17 protein-coding genes are annotated in these 13864 nt (G+C 56.7%); all 17 read right to left on the reverse strand.

All coding sequences use genetic code 11. The features are described 5' to 3' along the window. Positions 1 to 18: 18 nt before the first annotated feature. The 17 genes from E0765_RS03020 to E0765_RS03100 are packed head-to-tail and all read right to left on the reverse strand — an operon-like array spanning position 19 to position 13840. Complete coding sequence (locus E0765_RS03020) at positions 19 to 549, reverse strand: histidine phosphatase family protein (RefSeq protein ID WP_132811751.1); 531 nt, start codon at positions 547 to 549, stop codon at positions 19 to 21. Continuing rightward, entirely contained in the window at positions 540 to 1280 is a 741-nt protein-coding gene (locus E0765_RS03025; protein ID WP_165921640.1) for an adenosylcobinamide-GDP ribazoletransferase, read from the reverse strand. The genes E0765_RS03020 and E0765_RS03025 overlap by 10 nt, the downstream gene beginning before the upstream one ends. Then, positions 1273 to 1695, reverse strand: coding sequence for a hypothetical protein (locus E0765_RS03030; RefSeq protein WP_132811753.1), 423 nt, complete (start codon positions 1693 to 1695; stop codon positions 1273 to 1275). Before E0765_RS03030 ends, E0765_RS03025 begins: the two co-directional genes overlap by 8 nt. After that, positions 1685 to 3025 (reverse strand): cobyric acid synthase, encoded by a 1341-nt coding sequence (locus E0765_RS03035; RefSeq protein ID WP_132811754.1) that lies wholly within the window; start codon positions 3023 to 3025, stop codon positions 1685 to 1687. The genes E0765_RS03030 and E0765_RS03035 overlap by 11 nt, the downstream gene beginning before the upstream one ends. After that, a complete protein-coding gene (gene cbiB, locus E0765_RS03040) occupies positions 3022 to 3885 on the reverse strand; it encodes an adenosylcobinamide-phosphate synthase CbiB (protein WP_132811755.1) in 864 nt (287 codons plus the stop codon). Before cbiB ends, E0765_RS03035 begins: the two co-directional genes overlap by 4 nt. Next, positions 3870 to 4877, reverse strand: coding sequence for an aminotransferase class I/II-fold pyridoxal phosphate-dependent enzyme (locus E0765_RS03045; RefSeq protein ID WP_132811756.1), 1008 nt, complete (start codon positions 4875 to 4877; stop codon positions 3870 to 3872). The genes cbiB and E0765_RS03045 overlap by 16 nt, the downstream gene beginning before the upstream one ends. Next, the gene (locus E0765_RS03050) at positions 4874 to 5365 is read right to left on the reverse strand and encodes a bifunctional adenosylcobinamide kinase/adenosylcobinamide-phosphate guanylyltransferase (protein WP_132811757.1); all 492 of its coding nucleotides are present in this window, start codon (positions 5363 to 5365) and stop codon (positions 4874 to 4876) included. The genes E0765_RS03045 and E0765_RS03050 overlap by 4 nt, the downstream gene beginning before the upstream one ends. Then, complete coding sequence (gene cobT, locus E0765_RS03055) at positions 5362 to 6423, reverse strand: nicotinate mononucleotide-dependent phosphoribosyltransferase CobT (RefSeq protein ID WP_132811758.1); 1062 nt, start codon at positions 6421 to 6423, stop codon at positions 5362 to 5364. The genes E0765_RS03050 and cobT overlap by 4 nt, the downstream gene beginning before the upstream one ends. Then, positions 6420 to 7184, reverse strand: a complete 765-nt coding sequence (locus tag E0765_RS03060; RefSeq protein ID WP_132811759.1) for a phosphotransferase — start codon at positions 7182 to 7184, stop codon at positions 6420 to 6422. Before E0765_RS03060 ends, cobT begins: the two co-directional genes overlap by 4 nt. Beyond that, a complete protein-coding gene (bluB, locus tag E0765_RS03065; protein WP_132811760.1) occupies positions 7175 to 7801 on the reverse strand; it encodes a 5,6-dimethylbenzimidazole synthase in 627 nt (208 codons plus the stop codon). The genes E0765_RS03060 and bluB overlap by 10 nt, the downstream gene beginning before the upstream one ends. Then, the gene (locus tag E0765_RS03070) at positions 7798 to 9060 is read right to left on the reverse strand and encodes a cobyrinate a,c-diamide synthase (protein ID WP_132811761.1); all 1263 of its coding nucleotides are present in this window, start codon (positions 9058 to 9060) and stop codon (positions 7798 to 7800) included. Before E0765_RS03070 ends, bluB begins: the two co-directional genes overlap by 4 nt. After that, positions 9053 to 10012 (reverse strand): iron ABC transporter permease, encoded by a 960-nt coding sequence (locus tag E0765_RS03075; RefSeq protein WP_132811762.1) that lies wholly within the window; start codon positions 10010 to 10012, stop codon positions 9053 to 9055. Before E0765_RS03075 ends, E0765_RS03070 begins: the two co-directional genes overlap by 8 nt. Further along, a complete protein-coding gene (locus E0765_RS03080; protein ID WP_165921641.1) occupies positions 10009 to 10707 on the reverse strand; it encodes an ABC transporter ATP-binding protein in 699 nt (232 codons plus the stop codon). The genes E0765_RS03075 and E0765_RS03080 overlap by 4 nt, the downstream gene beginning before the upstream one ends. Further along, positions 10691 to 11515 (reverse strand): ABC transporter substrate-binding protein, encoded by an 825-nt coding sequence (locus E0765_RS03085; RefSeq protein WP_132811764.1) that lies wholly within the window; start codon positions 11513 to 11515, stop codon positions 10691 to 10693. The genes E0765_RS03080 and E0765_RS03085 overlap by 17 nt, the downstream gene beginning before the upstream one ends. Then, on the reverse strand, positions 11506 to 11856 hold the full coding sequence (locus E0765_RS03090; RefSeq protein ID WP_165921642.1) for a DUF4430 domain-containing protein: 351 nt from the start codon (positions 11854 to 11856) through the stop codon (positions 11506 to 11508). Before E0765_RS03090 ends, E0765_RS03085 begins: the two co-directional genes overlap by 10 nt. Continuing rightward, on the reverse strand, positions 11853 to 13637 hold the full coding sequence (locus E0765_RS03095; protein WP_132811766.1) for a TonB-dependent siderophore receptor: 1785 nt from the start codon (positions 13635 to 13637) through the stop codon (positions 11853 to 11855). The genes E0765_RS03090 and E0765_RS03095 overlap by 4 nt, the downstream gene beginning before the upstream one ends. After that, the gene (locus E0765_RS03100; protein ID WP_132811767.1) at positions 13568 to 13840 is read right to left on the reverse strand and encodes a hypothetical protein; all 273 of its coding nucleotides are present in this window, start codon (positions 13838 to 13840) and stop codon (positions 13568 to 13570) included. The genes E0765_RS03095 and E0765_RS03100 overlap by 70 nt, the downstream gene beginning before the upstream one ends. Positions 13841 to 13864 lie beyond the last annotated feature (24 nt).

Below are 13864 nucleotides of genomic sequence, written 5' to 3' on the forward strand. Positions count from 1 at the left end.
CTTTCTCCTTTTTTGGGGTTAATTGTACCCAAAAAGGGGGACGCGCACATAGTCCAGATAGTCCGGAGCACGATGCGGTTCGGGCTGATCGAGCAGGGAGAGGACGGTTTTGATCGTTCCTCCGTGCGTGCAGACCAGAACATTCAATGCGGGATCAAGTTCGGACAGAAACGATGCGATACGGTTGCGAAACTCCTCGCGGGATTCGTCGCAGACGAAGTCGTGCCATCTCTCCTGGGAATCGAGTACGGCAGGATCGTAACCTTTTGTTTGCTCGATCTGCTCAAATGTTTTGCCTTCGAAAGAGGTTCTGAAGCGTACTTCACGCAGCCTCGGATCGGCGGTGTAACCATACAGCCCGATGGCGTCGAGTGTCTGAGTACACCGCAATAGATCGGAGGAGATAATCCGGTCAAACCGCTCATCCAGCAACGGTGCGATTTTCGTTTCGTCGAAGAGGCTCCTGTCGATTCCGATATCGGTATGTCCCAGATAGCACCGATGATACTCACGCGGCGGCGGCGCATGGCGCAGGAGAATCAGGGCCATAGGAACCCGAGTATCAGGAGGATTTCGACTCCCTCCAGCGACGCGCCCAGCGCGTCCCCGTTGAGAAATCCGAGTGCGCGGCGCAGAAGCAGCGCGATCAGCAGCGCCAGCGCGACCCCCGATCCCAAAGCGACGGCGAACGGCCAAGAAAGGAGCCAAAACCCGATCAGCGAATAGACCGCCCCCGCCCCCAGCAGGGCCGTTTTTCCGAAAGAGGCGCGCAGCTGCGACACAAACGTCGAGCGGAACGCAAAAAACGAGAGAACCGCCAGCAGCCCCAGGCGGCCGATCATCGCGACGGCGGCAAAGGCGGCGAAGTGCTGATGCATGAGCAGCGAGGCGAGCAGCGCAGTTTTGATCAGTACGCTCATCGTCCCGTACAAAACCCCCATCGCTCCCACGGTCGGCTCTTTGATCACCTCATAGGGGTCTTTGCCGCCGTGGGCGGCGTGGATCGCGTCGGCGACGTCGATGACCGCTTCGGTGTGCAAAAAACCGTAGAGGATCATGTAGGCGCCCGCGGCGATCAGCGCCCCGACCCACCCCAGCGGTTCGAGGGCGAGGAAAAGGGCTATCGACATTCCCGCAAGGAGCAGCCCGATGGCGGGAAGGGCGAAAAGCATCGTCCGAAGGACGGCGGGAGAGGAAAGGTCGTCGCTTTCGCGGAAACGGACGGGCAGCAGGGTGAAATAGCTCAGGGCGAATTTGATGCCCAGGTAGAAGTTATTCACAGGGAACCTCCCGCATGATGGTGAACCAGTTGCGGTCGAACACTTTGCGGATATAGCTCTCGCGGTGCGGGACGATACACCCCGCGCAGTTTTGATGTATGGCCTTTTCACTCACATAGCGATCCCCGTCGGGACTCTCGATGGAGCAGGTGCTGTAGAGGGTTCGATCCCCCTCTTGAGAAAATCCGCCCTCGTTAAAGCGGAAGTTCGGACAGGCGCAGAGGTAGCAGTTGAGCTCCTCGGTGTCGTGGCACTTTTTATTCTCCGCATACAACGGGCAGAAATCGCTCTCTTTTTCCACCATGTTCTCGAACCGGAAGTATGCGATCACTTCTTCGTCGCTGAAGTGTTCCAGCTTTTTCATGATCGCGGCATGTTTGGCGCCGTGGGCGTCGAACCATTGCTTATAGGACATGTTGCAGTATCCTCTCCATATCGATCTCCCCTCTCATCGTTGCGATAAAACTATCGAGAGTCGTTTTTTTGTAGGTTTCAAATTGTTCATTCTCGAAAAGTCCGTGAACAAATGTCCCTTTTATATGACCACTCTCATACCACAGCGGATATTTCCCACTCACCCCGTGATGGATTTCAAACCCCCGCACCGTTGTATCGAAGAGAGAATATTCCCCTTTTTTGAGCACTTTTTCTCTCTGAAACACGATGACGTCATCGACAAATCCAAGCCCCTCTTCGCTCACCGGTTCCACCGTCTCGACACACGCATCATCGATAATCGCTTCAAACATCATCTGATACCCGCCGCAGATGCCCAGAATCTCTTTTTTCCGTTCTTTGAGAGCATCGAACAACCCTGTTTGTTTGAGCCACCGCAGATCCTCTATGACCCGCTTGCTGCCGGGGAGGATAACGAGGTCGAAACTCTCCAGCGCTACGTTGGAGGTGATGAACTCGACGAAGATGCTCTCATCGGCGATGAGGGGTTCGAAATCGTTGTAGTTGCTCATCGTCGGGTAGGAAATGATCCCGATTTTTTTCGCCGGATGGGGTTTGTTCTGGACGAAATTTTTCAGGCTCTGGGAGTCTTCGAACCCGAGGTTGAGGGGGAGATAGGGGAGGACGCCCAGCACCGGGATGCCGAAACGCTCTTCGATGATCCGCACCCCCTCGTCAAACAGGGTTCTGTCGCCTCGAAATTTGTTGACGATAACACCGATAACATTCTGTTTGAGCGGTTCGGGGAGGAGATTGTAGACCCCCCAGATCGAGGCGAACACGCCCCCCTTTTCGATGTCGGCGACGAGGATGATCTTCGTATCGTATTTTTCGGCGATGTAAATATTGGAGAGGTCTTTGTCCATCAGATTCAGCTCTACCGGACTCCCCGCCCCTTCGCACACGACGCACTCGTACCGCTCGCTCAGATACTCGAAGCACTCGTTTACGGCGGGCTTTAACTGATCGAGGTCTCGGTAGTAGTCGCGGACATCCTTGTCCATCACCGCCTTGCCTTTGACGATCAAGGAAGCGCTGTTGCCGTGCCCCGATTTGAGCAATACGGGATTGAGATGGTAGCTCGTCGGAACCCCCAGTACCTCCGCCTGAAAATACTGGGCGATCGCGATTTCAGACCCGTCGTCGCAGACGCGGGAGTTGTTGGAGACGTTTTGGGCTTTGAACGGGGCGACGGTGATCCCCCGCTCCTGCAAGAGCCGTCCGATCACAAACGTCAGGGTCGATTTCCCCGCGTCGGACGAGGTTCCGAAAATGGAGATCGATTTCATGCCAGCGCCCCCGCTCCCAAAAGTAGTATCACAAGGGTATCGAGTTTCCACTGAAGGGCCAATGCACCCCGCACATCCTCCGCCGAAATCTCCCCTTTCCCCTCGCCGAAACAGGGCTTGTTTTTAACCCTGCCAAAATACGATGTCGGCCCTCCGAGCGATACCCCCAGCGACACCGCCATCGCCGAGATCGGGTATCCCGCGTTGGGACTTTCGTGCATCGCGCCGTAATGCCATGTCTTTTTGAGGGCGTTGAGGTTGCCGAAGAGAATCAGAATAAAAATTGCCGTGATACGGGAAGGGAGATAGTTGAGCACATCATCCAGCCGTGCGCTCACTTTGCCGAACTTCTCGTATTTTTCGTTCCGATACCCCACCATCGAATCGAGGGTATTGACCGCCTTATAGAGAAACAGCCCGGCCAAACCGAACACTAACAGATAAAACAGTGGAGCGATCACCCCGTCGCTCAGGTTTTCGGCATAGGTCTCGATCGCGGCCTTGTTGATCTCGCTCTCAGAGAGGTTTTCGGTGTCTCGGCTGACGAGATAACGGATGCTCGAAGGATCGCTCAGCACGTTGTTCACGCTCGTGTAGAGCATCTTCCCCGCGATCCCTGTCGAGGCGATGATCCCCAGTACCCACGGATTATCGATCAGTGAGATCGGGTAAACGAGGGCAAACACGCACGCTAACAGCCAAAAAACGAGCCAGAATCCGCACAGGATGCTGTCGCGGTAAAACCGTTTTTCAAAAGCGGTGATAAAATTGCCCATCAGAACGACGGGATGGCGAATAAAACGAAACTCGCCGAATATGCGGTCGGTAAGGTAGGCGATGAGGGCTATTTCAGCGAACACAATACCCCCTTAAACCGCTTCATCGCCTCCAAATCTTTCACCGCGATCCGCACAAACCTCTCATCCAAAAAGTCAAAATTGGAACAGTCGCGCACCATGATGCGGTATGGAACAAGTTTTTCCTGAAACGCTTTCGCATTTATGTGAGCAAGTCGGACGAGAAAAAAGTTCGCATCACTCTCAAACACTTCCGCAAAGAGGGGAGAATTGTCGAGGATGGTTTTCAGATACGTTTTCGCTTCGGCATTGAGGGCATGGGAACGCTTGCGAAACGGCTCGTCGGCGAGTGCCGTGATGAGAAAATGGCTGTCGAGCTGTGAAATCTTCCACAGCGGCTCTTTTTCTTTTAGAGAGGCGATGTTGGAAGCGTTGGAGAGGACGATCCCGACCCGCACCCCTGCGCATCCGTAAAACTTCGTCTGCGATTTTAAAATATAGAGTTTGTCGTAGCTTCGGAGATAGCGGGTTGCCGATTCGCCGCCGCAAAATTCCAGAAACGATTCGTCGATGAGGATCGTGCAGTCTCTGGCCATCCACCGTTCCATCAGGGTGTCGATCCCGTAATAGCGTCCGTCAGGGGTGGAGGGGTTGACGAAGACGACGAGGGAGTGCTCCTCGACTTCGGCATCCATCGATTCGAAACGGTTGATGAGGCGGACGTTTTTCCCGTGCAGGAGGGCGGCTTTTTTGTATTCCAGATAGGCGGGGGAGTAGATCGTACAGGTCGGAGGGTCGAAAAACCGCATCAGGGAGAAAATCGCCGAGCTTCCTCCGTTGAAGAGTTCCATCTCATCACTGTTCACACCGTAATGGCGGGCTAACGCCTCCGTTAGCTTCCCGTAGCTCGGGTAGGCATTGAGGGTGACGGAGCTGAAATCGACCGCAGGAGTGATGAAGTTGATGTTAGAGGAGAGGTCCAGTACCTCGTGAACCTCACAGCCGCAGTGTGCCGCAAAGTTGTTCACATCTCCGCCGTGGGCGTAGGTCGTCATTTGAGCCGTCTCTCCAACCCCAGTTTCACTTCGTACACTTCGTCGCAGATTTGGGCGAGTTTTTGACCGATGATCCCCGACAAATCGACGTAGCGGCGGCTGATCGGATCGGAGGGGATCACCCCCGATCCGACATCATTGAGAACAAACACGATGTTAGCGTCGATGGCTCCCAGCGCTTCGATCTCTGCGATCAATACCTCTTCGCTCTCCTCCATGCGGTTGAGTATCCACATCGAGACGCAGTCGACGAGGTAGGTGCGGTGAGGTTCGATTACACGTAGAAGGTCGCGGCTCTCTTCGAGGGTGATGAAGTTTTCACCGCGCGTTTGACGGTGTTTGTCGATCCGCGTTCCCATCTCGGTGTCGCCGTATGTGTGATCGTAGGTGGCGAGGTAGGTGGGTTGGTCGGTTGCGATGGCGAGCGTCTTTGCCTCCGCCAGAGAACTTTTGCCTGATTTCTGCCCTCCGAAATAGAGTATCTTCATGATAAAAATCCCTCGACGCGGCGGGTGATCTGTTCGGGGGAAAGACCGTTCAGGATGCCGTAGACGAGCGCCGCCCCAGCCCCTACCCCCTCTTTGGCTTCCCCTTCGTCGTAGAGCCGCAGTGCGGGGTGGGAGGAGCGGGAGAAGTCAAACTCGGCGCAGCACGCGTCGATGGGGAAACTGAGCATCCGGAGCAGTCCGGCGATGTCGGATGAGGGATCGTCGGCAAGCCATGCGGTCGTCCAGAGTGCGAGGGATCCTTCGCGGATACTTCCCTCCATCGAACGGAGGATCGTATCGACGATCAGCAGCACCGCCGCCATCTGGGTCCCTCCGGCCAGGACGGTCGTGACGTCTCGGTTCTGGAGTCCCAGTAGGAATCCGGCGTTGAAAAGGAGCATGTTGTCCGACACCTTCGCGAGGCGTTCGAAGAGGTCGTTGACCCCTTCGCATCCGGTCAGCGCCTGTTCGATAACGCGCCGTTTGGTCGATTGGGGGGCGTTTTTGAAACTGCTGCTGAACATCTCCTGCGCGTCGTATCCCAGGGCGAGGGCGGTGGCGGCTGCCGTCGTTGTTCCGCCGGGGATCGATTCGCCGAGGATGAGGTAGTCCCCTTTGGGCTCGAAGGTCTGGGCGAAGGCGACACCGCGTTCGAAAACCTCCATTGCCGCAATCCGCGCCCCGGTATCGATGGAGCCGCTGGGCGGGATGTCAAAACCGTAACAGGCGAAACGTTCCACTTTCGGTTTTTCGGAAAGTCCAAGATCGAGCAGCCCGATTTCGGCAAAGGGGTGCAGGAGGTGGACGGCACGGGTGATGAGGGCGGGGGTGGGAACCCCGGAAGGGGTTTCGGCGACGGCATCCAGGCTGCGTACTTCCCCGGTACAGAGAAATTCGGCATCCAGGGTCGGGGTCAGATGGAGCAATCCCGGGATTCCCGCCTGGGTGATCCCCGGGATCTCTGCGGTAGCCGTGGTGCTCATGGAGAGGAGGAAGTGGGCCTTTTTGCCGCGCAGGTATTCGGCAAAATCGCGTGTTCCGGTTATCGGTCGTATCATTGTATTTTCTCCCAGAGGTCGGTATGGTCGCGCCCCGCGAGGAAGCGGGTGACGCTGTAGTAAAGTCCGGCGTAGCGGACGTAGGGGCGGAAACGTTCGATCGCTTCGGTATATCCGTACGCATCCAGCAGCATCCGCGTATGCGCATCGTCGGCGCACCATGCGAGGGCCGTGACGGCGAGATCGAAGGTGAAATCGCCGTTGCACGCTTCGCTCCAGTCGTAGACGCAGCCCAGTTCGTCGCCGCAGAAAGAGGCATTGTCGGGGAAAAGATCCCCGTGTATGATCCCCTCGTCGCGCAGATCGATCCGGAGTTCGGCGAACAGGGCGGAAAACGGTTCATGTCCCGTTCGGGCGATCAGTTCTGCGAGCCGCTCGCGTTTGAATAAGGGGAGATTGCCGCTCTGTTTTCCCCGCGTGCGGCCGTGAAGATCTCTCAAAAACGCCCCGATGCCGCGGATCTGGTTTTCGGTGGGGCGGTTGGGACTGGTTCCTGCGCATTTGGCGTACACGAGAGCGCTTTTTCCCCGCAGGGCGAAAACGGGGGTGAGTGCCCTGGGAACGGGGAGTGGAGCGAGCGAAGCGAGCAGTTCCCACTCCCTTTGTGCCGATTCGACACTCGCTTCTTCGAACACTTTGAGAACGTAGTCGTTATCGAGCCAATAAACCGTGTCACGTACCCCGTCTTGGGTGGGGTGCAGGGTGCGCGCTTCCCAGAACGGTGCGATATCTGCGGCGTCAATGTGCGTTTTTACACCCATCGGACCACCTCGGTGAGCTCTTTTTTACTGTTCCACCCCAGTTTCAGCAGTTCGGGCTCATCCAAAAATTCGCTTACGTATCCCAGTGTCAGATAGGCGACGAGCTTGTGCTCTTTTCCCATTCCCAGCAGTTTTCTCACCTTTTTGGGGCGGAGGATGCTGACCCAGCCGACCCCGATGTTGTGGGCACGCGCCATCAGCCAGAGGTTCTGGATCGCGCACACGACGCTGTATTCCCCCGTTTTTTTCTGAGTCGTCTGCCCCAGCACCGGTTTGCGGGGTTTTTCGTAGAAGACCGCGATATTGAGTGCCGATTCGAGGATCCCTTCGAGTTTGAGCGAAGGGTAGAGGGACGAATCGGCGAATTGTTCCCGCGCTTTGGCGTTTTCACGGGCAAATTCGCGGTAGATTTCCGTGCGAAGGGCGTTGTCTTGGATGATGACGAACTGCCAGGGTTGCGAGTACCCTACCGAGGGCGCCGAGACGGCCGCTTCGAGGAGATCGTGGAGCACGGCGTCATCGATGGGACGATCGACGTAGCGGTTTCCCCGAACGTCGCGCCGGGAGACGAAAATCGATTGCAGGATGGTCCGGGCGTGGGCGTCGAAGGCTTTCACATCAGCCTCCGTCGGACGAGGTCGGGATGGCTGCGAAAGAGGGTGTGCAGATACGTTCCCAGGACGTTGCCCTCAGCGTTTGTCCAGCTCCCCGCCTGCCCGGTCCCTGTTTTTGCCCCCCGGAGAATATCGAATCCCCCTTCGGTGTCGAGGGGACGGGTGTAGTGGAACGCATGCCCTTTGATCCCCGCTTCGTTGGTGTAGTATCCCATCCGCTGGAACCTCTTTTCGAGGGTAAAGGAGACGTCCAGAATCCCGCTCATCTCTTTGTCGTCGACCCGTTGCCCCAGGTAGAGGAGCCCCGCGCATTCGGCGTAGATTTTTCCGGAACGGGCATGGCGGATCAGGGAGTCTTTGAAGCGGCGGGCGTTGCGGAGGGTTTCGTACGCCGCGTCGGTTTCGACGTAACCGCCGCAGATATAGACGCTCTTGCACGTATCGGGGATCGGCTCGTCGCAAGAAGGGCTTACGAGGCACACCGACGAAAACGCTTCTTCGAGAAAACGGAGATTGTCGGGATAGAGGAACGAGAAATTCTCATCGCATACCACCGCGACCGCATCTTCGGATCGGGGAGGCGGGGGGAAGGGATACCCCTTCGCCGCAGGGGCATCGGAGCGCCCCAGGGCAATGAGGGCGTCGATGTCGATATGCTCGAGGGCCTGGGCGGAAATGGCGGCGAGTTTATCGCGGTCGCGCAGGTCGAGCCCCAGGTGGGTGTCGCGCAGCGCGTCGAGGCCGTCGCGAACCCATCCCAGAACCGCCACGTCGTCAAAATCGCTTTCGATCCGGTTTTTAATCAGTTCGTAGTGGCTCTGCGAGCCCAGACGGTTGAGGATGACCCCCTTGATCGTGTTGTCCGCACGATAGGCTTTGAGCCCTCCGAGTACGGCGCTGGGGGTGATGTAGCTCCCCTGTGCGTCGAGGACGATGACGGTGGGGACGTTGAGCAGCGTCGAGACGTCATAAGCGCTGCTGCCGTAGTCCATGCCGTCGTAAAACCCCATTACCCCCTCCATGATCGCGACTTCGCGGTCGGCGTATCGACCATACAGCCATCGGAGCTGTTCGGGGTTCATCATAAACGCATCGAGGTTGATGCTATCGGTGCCGCAGATGGCGCGGTGGAACTGCGGATCGATAAAATCGGGACCGATTTTAAACGGACGGACGGACTCTTTGAAACGGTACAGAAGCGCCGAAGTAAGAAGCGTTTTTCCCTGGTTGGACGCGACCGCGCTGATGCAGAGACTAACCATGTCCCCCCCTTTTTTTCAGGATGATGTAAATGAAAAACGGTCCCCCGATAAATGACGTGACGACCCCGATGGGGACTTCGCTGGCCGCGCCGAGATTGCGCGCGATCAGGTCGCACAGGACCAGAAATACCCCGCCGTAATAAAAGACCGGGAGAATCAAAGCGTCGCTGCTGCGACGGTAAAGCAGGCGGACGATGTGGGGGATCACGAGCCCGATAAACCCGATCGGCCCGACGACGCTCACGCAGATCCCCACGCTCATCGAGACGGCGAGGAGGAGGATCAGGTTGATTTTCCTGATCTCGATCCCTTTGAGAAACGCGTTTTCGTACGAAGTGAGGAGCAGCTTAAGCTCGGGGCGGTAACGTACGACGACCCACAGCAGACCGAGCGCCGCCGCCGCAACGGGATAGAGGCTCTCCATCCCCACAACGCTCAGGCTCCCCATCGTGAAACGGATGATCGAGTAGCTTTGTTCGAGGTCGCTGAGGTAAAAAATTACCATCAGCGCGGCCGAATAGAAAAACGACAGCGCGATCCCGATGAGGAGCAGCGAATGGGTCTGGGTAGCTTTGAGGGTCCGTGCAAACAAAAACAGCAGCACGACCGTCGAAAACGCCCCGACGAAACTGAAAAAGTACGAGAGGGCCGCCAGCGATGCGGGTAAAAAGACGATGCCTATCGCCGTCGCCAGGGTCGCGCCGCTGGAGACACCGAGGGTAAAAGGGGTTGTGAGCGCGTTGCGAAACACCGCCTGAAATACCATTCCCCCCAGCGCGAGGACCGCCCCGGTAAAAAATGCGACCCCGACCCGGGGGAGCCGAAGATCCCAAAACAGGAGGTATTCGGTCGCATCGGGGTTGAAAAGATTGCCAATCTCCATCGCCGTTTCTCCTGTGAACGGCGCGATGGCCAGGATCGTCAGCGACAGGGCAAAAATCAGCCGTTTCATCGGTAGTTCACCGTAAAATGTCCCTCAATCCGGCAGATCGAGTCTCCGAAAAGGGAGCGGAAACGGCTCTCTTCGAAAAAATCGTTCCCCGACCCGTCGAAAACGAGTTCCCCTTCTCGCAGATAGAGGATCCGGTACCCCAGACGGTAGGCGAGGTTCAGATCGTGGGTGATGACGATTTTCCGTCCGGGATGTTCTTTGAGCATCCCGAAGAGCTTGATTTTTTTGTCGCTGTCGAGGTTTGCGGTCGGTTCATCGAAAATGGTCAAGCGGGCATTGTGCAGCAATCCTCCGGCGAAGAGCAGGAGCTGGCTTTCCCCGCTGCTGAGACATCGGCATGGGGTGTTTCGGAGCCCCGCGATATCGAGCCGTGCCATCACCGCTTCGAGGTTTTTCTGGGTCGATCCGTTGAGAAGCGAGAGTTTCAAGAACGCTTCCGCATCGATGTATTCGTCGAAAACGTCGAGTCTGGAGGGGACGAAGTTGAGCAGCTGCGCGCGGAGCTTGGCGCCGAGTTCGGCGATTTGTTTCCCTTCCGCGTACACGGCGGGCGTTTCATAAAGCCCTACAAGTGCCCGTGCAAGGGTCGTTTTGCCCGCGCCGTTGGCTCCCAGTATTACCGCGTCTTCATCTCCCAGTGCGAAGGAAATCCCCTTTAGAAAGGGGGTTGAGAGGTTTTCAACGCGCAGATTCACGTAGAAATCCTTTGAAATCGTCGATGAAATAGACGATCCGGTCACTCGGTATCCCCGCGTATTCGCCCGATTCCACGAAGACCGATTTCGTTCGGGCCGCATTGATCGGAAGTTTCAGCCACGGGGCTTTGAGCTGTTCCTCGGTAAATTTTTTCTCTTTCATTAGCGGCGCGAGGATGATGACCACGTCGGGATTGAGCGCGAGTATTTTTTCGAGCGTGAGGGCAGGTTGCCCTTTTTGGGTGCTTTGGAACGCATTGACGTTGCCGCTGGCTTCGATGATGTCGTCGAAATAGAGATTCTGCCCCGCGACGAAGACCTCTTTGGAAAGGTCGGTGTTGTAGCCGATCGGGATCAGGATTTTTTTCTTGCGCGTGATCCCTTTGAGGCTTTGGACCGAACGGTCGATTTTCGCGACGAGGGCGGATGCTTTCTCTTTTTTGCCGAGCAGTGTTCCCAGGCCCAGAAGGGTTTTTCGGATCGAGGCGAGGGTATCGATTTTGACGAGTACCGTTTTGATCCCCAGCCGCTCGAGTTTTTCGGCAAGAGGAGCGTTGTTTTCCTGCACTACAACGAGATCGGGTTTGAGGGCTACGATCTTTTCAAGCGAGGGGGTGAAAAATCCCCCGACTTTGGCGATTTTCTCTGATTGGGGCGGATAGCGGCAGTAGGCGGTATTCCCCACGATTTTTTCCCCTTCGCCCAGGGCGAAGAGGATTTCGTTGACCGAGGGGCTCAGCGCGACGATCCGGTCGTACGACCAGGCCGGAAGGGCCAAAAAAGCGATGAAAAGAAGTCTTAATAACACGCTTCGACCTTATAGACCCACGTCATTGTTCCGGCGTTTTCAAGACGGTAGTTTTGCGCCATTTTATGGACCGATTGTCCGTCTATGAGGTAAAACCAGCCGAATTTTCCGACGACCGACTTCATACCGTCGATCGAACGGACAAAGGTGAATTTTCCTTTTTGCTCCGTCTCCACGCGGCTCACTTTTTGCAGAAGTTCCAGCGCCGTCGTCTCTTTGGGCGTGTAGGTAGTTCGGATAGTGCGTTCGGGACGGCCGTCCCCGTAGACGATCGTCACGTCGATCTCCTGAGCGGCAAGGGACAGGGAGGTGCTCAGCAGCACGATGAAAAACCGGATCAAAACGATACCTCCATTCCCACATAATATGCCCGCGGGCTTGCCGCGTAGTTGTTGACGCTTTGGTAGTATTTGTCGGTAATATTATCGACTTTTGCGTAGATTTTGAGATGTTTCGAGAACGTATGGTCGGCCACGAGGGAGGCGACCGTGTATCTTCCCGTCTGCGCCCCCTGATCGTTGTCGCTGTCGTAACGGCTTCCGACGTACTCTCCGCTGATTGCGACGTGCGTTTTGGGAATACCGTAGTAGTCCAGGCCGAATTTGAGGCTCTCTTTCGCACGACGGCGGAGATTCTCTCCGCGCTGGTTTTCGGCATCGAGGCGGGTGTATCCCAACGACACGAGGATATCGCTGCCGAGCTCTTGTTTGCAGGCCGCCTCGATCCCTTTGATCGTCGAGGTCCCCTCGATGTTTCCGTATCGCGATGCGGTGAAATCGTACTCGATCATATCCCGGATGCGGCTCTCGAAATAGGTGAGGCTAACCCCACCGAAGCCTACCGTGATGTCGTAGCTTCGGGTCTCTTCGGGTTTGAGGGCGGTGTTTCCGTAGGTCGGATCGTAAAGCTGGTAGAGAGTGGGGACGTTATAGGCGCTCCCATAGTTCGCGCCAAGATACCCTTCCCCCATAAAAGGGTGTTTGAAACCGATTTTTCCGGTCGTTTTGTCGCTGAAGGCGTCAAAGGCGTCGCGCCGCAGCGATTCGGTCAGAACGGTGCCGGTCGCGAGAATATTGGTGTTTGTGACGAAAACGGCTTTGTTGTCGTAGCTCCGGTTCAGACGGTTGAGATGCTCGAAGGTTTTGTAATCCCCTCCGAAAACGATGAAATCGCTCTTGCGGTAACCGATGCGGGAGTGGACACCGTATTCGTCGACCCTGCCGTCGTAGGCCGTCCCGGTCGAATAGTCGCGTTCGAACGTCGAACGGTTGGCATAGACCGTGGTAAGGGTATCGCCGAAGCGGTTCTCATAGCTCAGGCGGCTGAGTTTTTCGTCTTTGCGGTAGTTGGCGGCCGAATCGCCGCTTGTACCGTCGTATTCGGTGTAGACGTCGATGTCGGTGTGGGAGAAACGGAGCGTGTTCTCGCCGTCAAACCGGTAGCCCGCGCTCAGCCCGAGGGTGCGGTTTTTATAGGCGTCGTCTTCGTAGCGGTCGAGGTCGGCATACCGCCGCGCGTACGCGCTGAACCCGTCCGAAGCGATTTGTTGCGCATCAAGACGGACGTCGAGCGCCTCGCTCGCGTATGCAATCGAGGCGGCGTACTTTTCGGTTCCGAAATTTCCCCGTTCGTAGCGGGCTTTTGCTTCGGTTCCGGGGAGCGTTTTGCGGGTGATGATGTTGACCACCCCCGCACTTGCGTCGCTTCCCCAGATGCCGCTTTGGGCCCCTTTGATCACTTCGATCCGTTCAATATCGCCGAGGATGAGATGCTCGAACGACGCGCCGTCCATCGAGGTGTTGTCGTTGTAGCGGATGCCGTCGATCAGGACGAGGGTCCGTTTTGAATCGAATCCCCGCAGGTAAAGAGAGGTTGATTTTCCCAGGCCGCCGTTGGCGGCGATCCCTACCCCGGCGAGGGAGTTGAGCGCTTCGGCGAGGGTCGTATAGCGCCGTTCGGCGATCTCTTCGGCGGTAATGACGTCGGTATTGGCGGTAACGCTACGGAGGCTCTGCTCGGTTTTGGAAGCACTTACGACGATCGGGTCGAGCGTCAGCTCCCTGGCTTCGGTTGAAGCGACGAACGTTGCGGCGGCAACGAGTGAAAGAGTGTGTCGGTGCATGAATGTCCTTGTTGCATAATCGTTATAACGGATGAGGTAAGGACATCTTTGGGCGGGGAGACGGTGGAGTAGGTGTGGATCGGATGGGTCGGGCAGATCCACTCGATCCGGGTAATGTTCTGGAGGAGGCGGACATGCGACGCGTATGCCTGGATCGCGACGAGCGAAAAATAGTTTTTTCCGAAACCGCGCGGTGAACGCATCGCCATCCTCCCCTTTTTTAGGGG

Source organism: Sulfuricurvum sp. IAE1, from assembly GCF_004347735.1.
Taxonomy (GTDB): Bacteria; Campylobacterota; Campylobacteria; order Campylobacterales; family Sulfurimonadaceae; genus Sulfuricurvum.

Coding starts and splice junctions, on each gene's coding strand:
- E0765_RS03020 (WP_132811751.1), bottom strand. CDS start 549: ATGGCCCTGATTCTCCTGCGCCATGCGCCGCCGCCGCGTGAGTATCAT.
- E0765_RS03030 (WP_132811753.1), bottom strand. CDS start 1,695: ATGTCCTATAAGCAATGGTTCGACGCCCACGGCGCCAAACATGCCGCG.
- E0765_RS03035 (WP_132811754.1), bottom strand. CDS start 3,025: ATGAAATCGATCTCCATTTTCGGAACCTCGTCCGACGCGGGGAAATCG.
- E0765_RS03045 (WP_132811756.1), bottom strand. CDS start 4,877: ATGACGACCTACGCCCACGGCGGAGATGTGAACAACTTTGCGGCACAC.
- E0765_RS03050 (WP_132811757.1), bottom strand. CDS start 5,365: ATGAAGATACTCTATTTCGGAGGGCAGAAATCAGGCAAAAGTTCTCTG.
- cobT (WP_132811758.1), bottom strand. CDS start 6,423: ATGATACGACCGATAACCGGAACACGCGATTTTGCCGAATACCTGCGC.
- E0765_RS03060 (WP_132811759.1), bottom strand. CDS start 7,184: ATGGGTGTAAAAACGCACATTGACGCCGCAGATATCGCACCGTTCTGG.
- E0765_RS03070 (WP_132811761.1), bottom strand. CDS start 9,060: ATGGTTAGTCTCTGCATCAGCGCGGTCGCGTCCAACCAGGGAAAAACG.
- E0765_RS03075 (WP_132811762.1), bottom strand. CDS start 10,012: ATGAAACGGCTGATTTTTGCCCTGTCGCTGACGATCCTGGCCATCGCG.
- E0765_RS03095 (WP_132811766.1), bottom strand. CDS start 13,637: ATGCACCGACACACTCTTTCACTCGTTGCCGCCGCAACGTTCGTCGCT.
- E0765_RS03100 (WP_132811767.1), bottom strand. CDS start 13,840: ATGCGTTCACCGCGCGGTTTCGGAAAAAACTATTTTTCGCTCGTCGCG.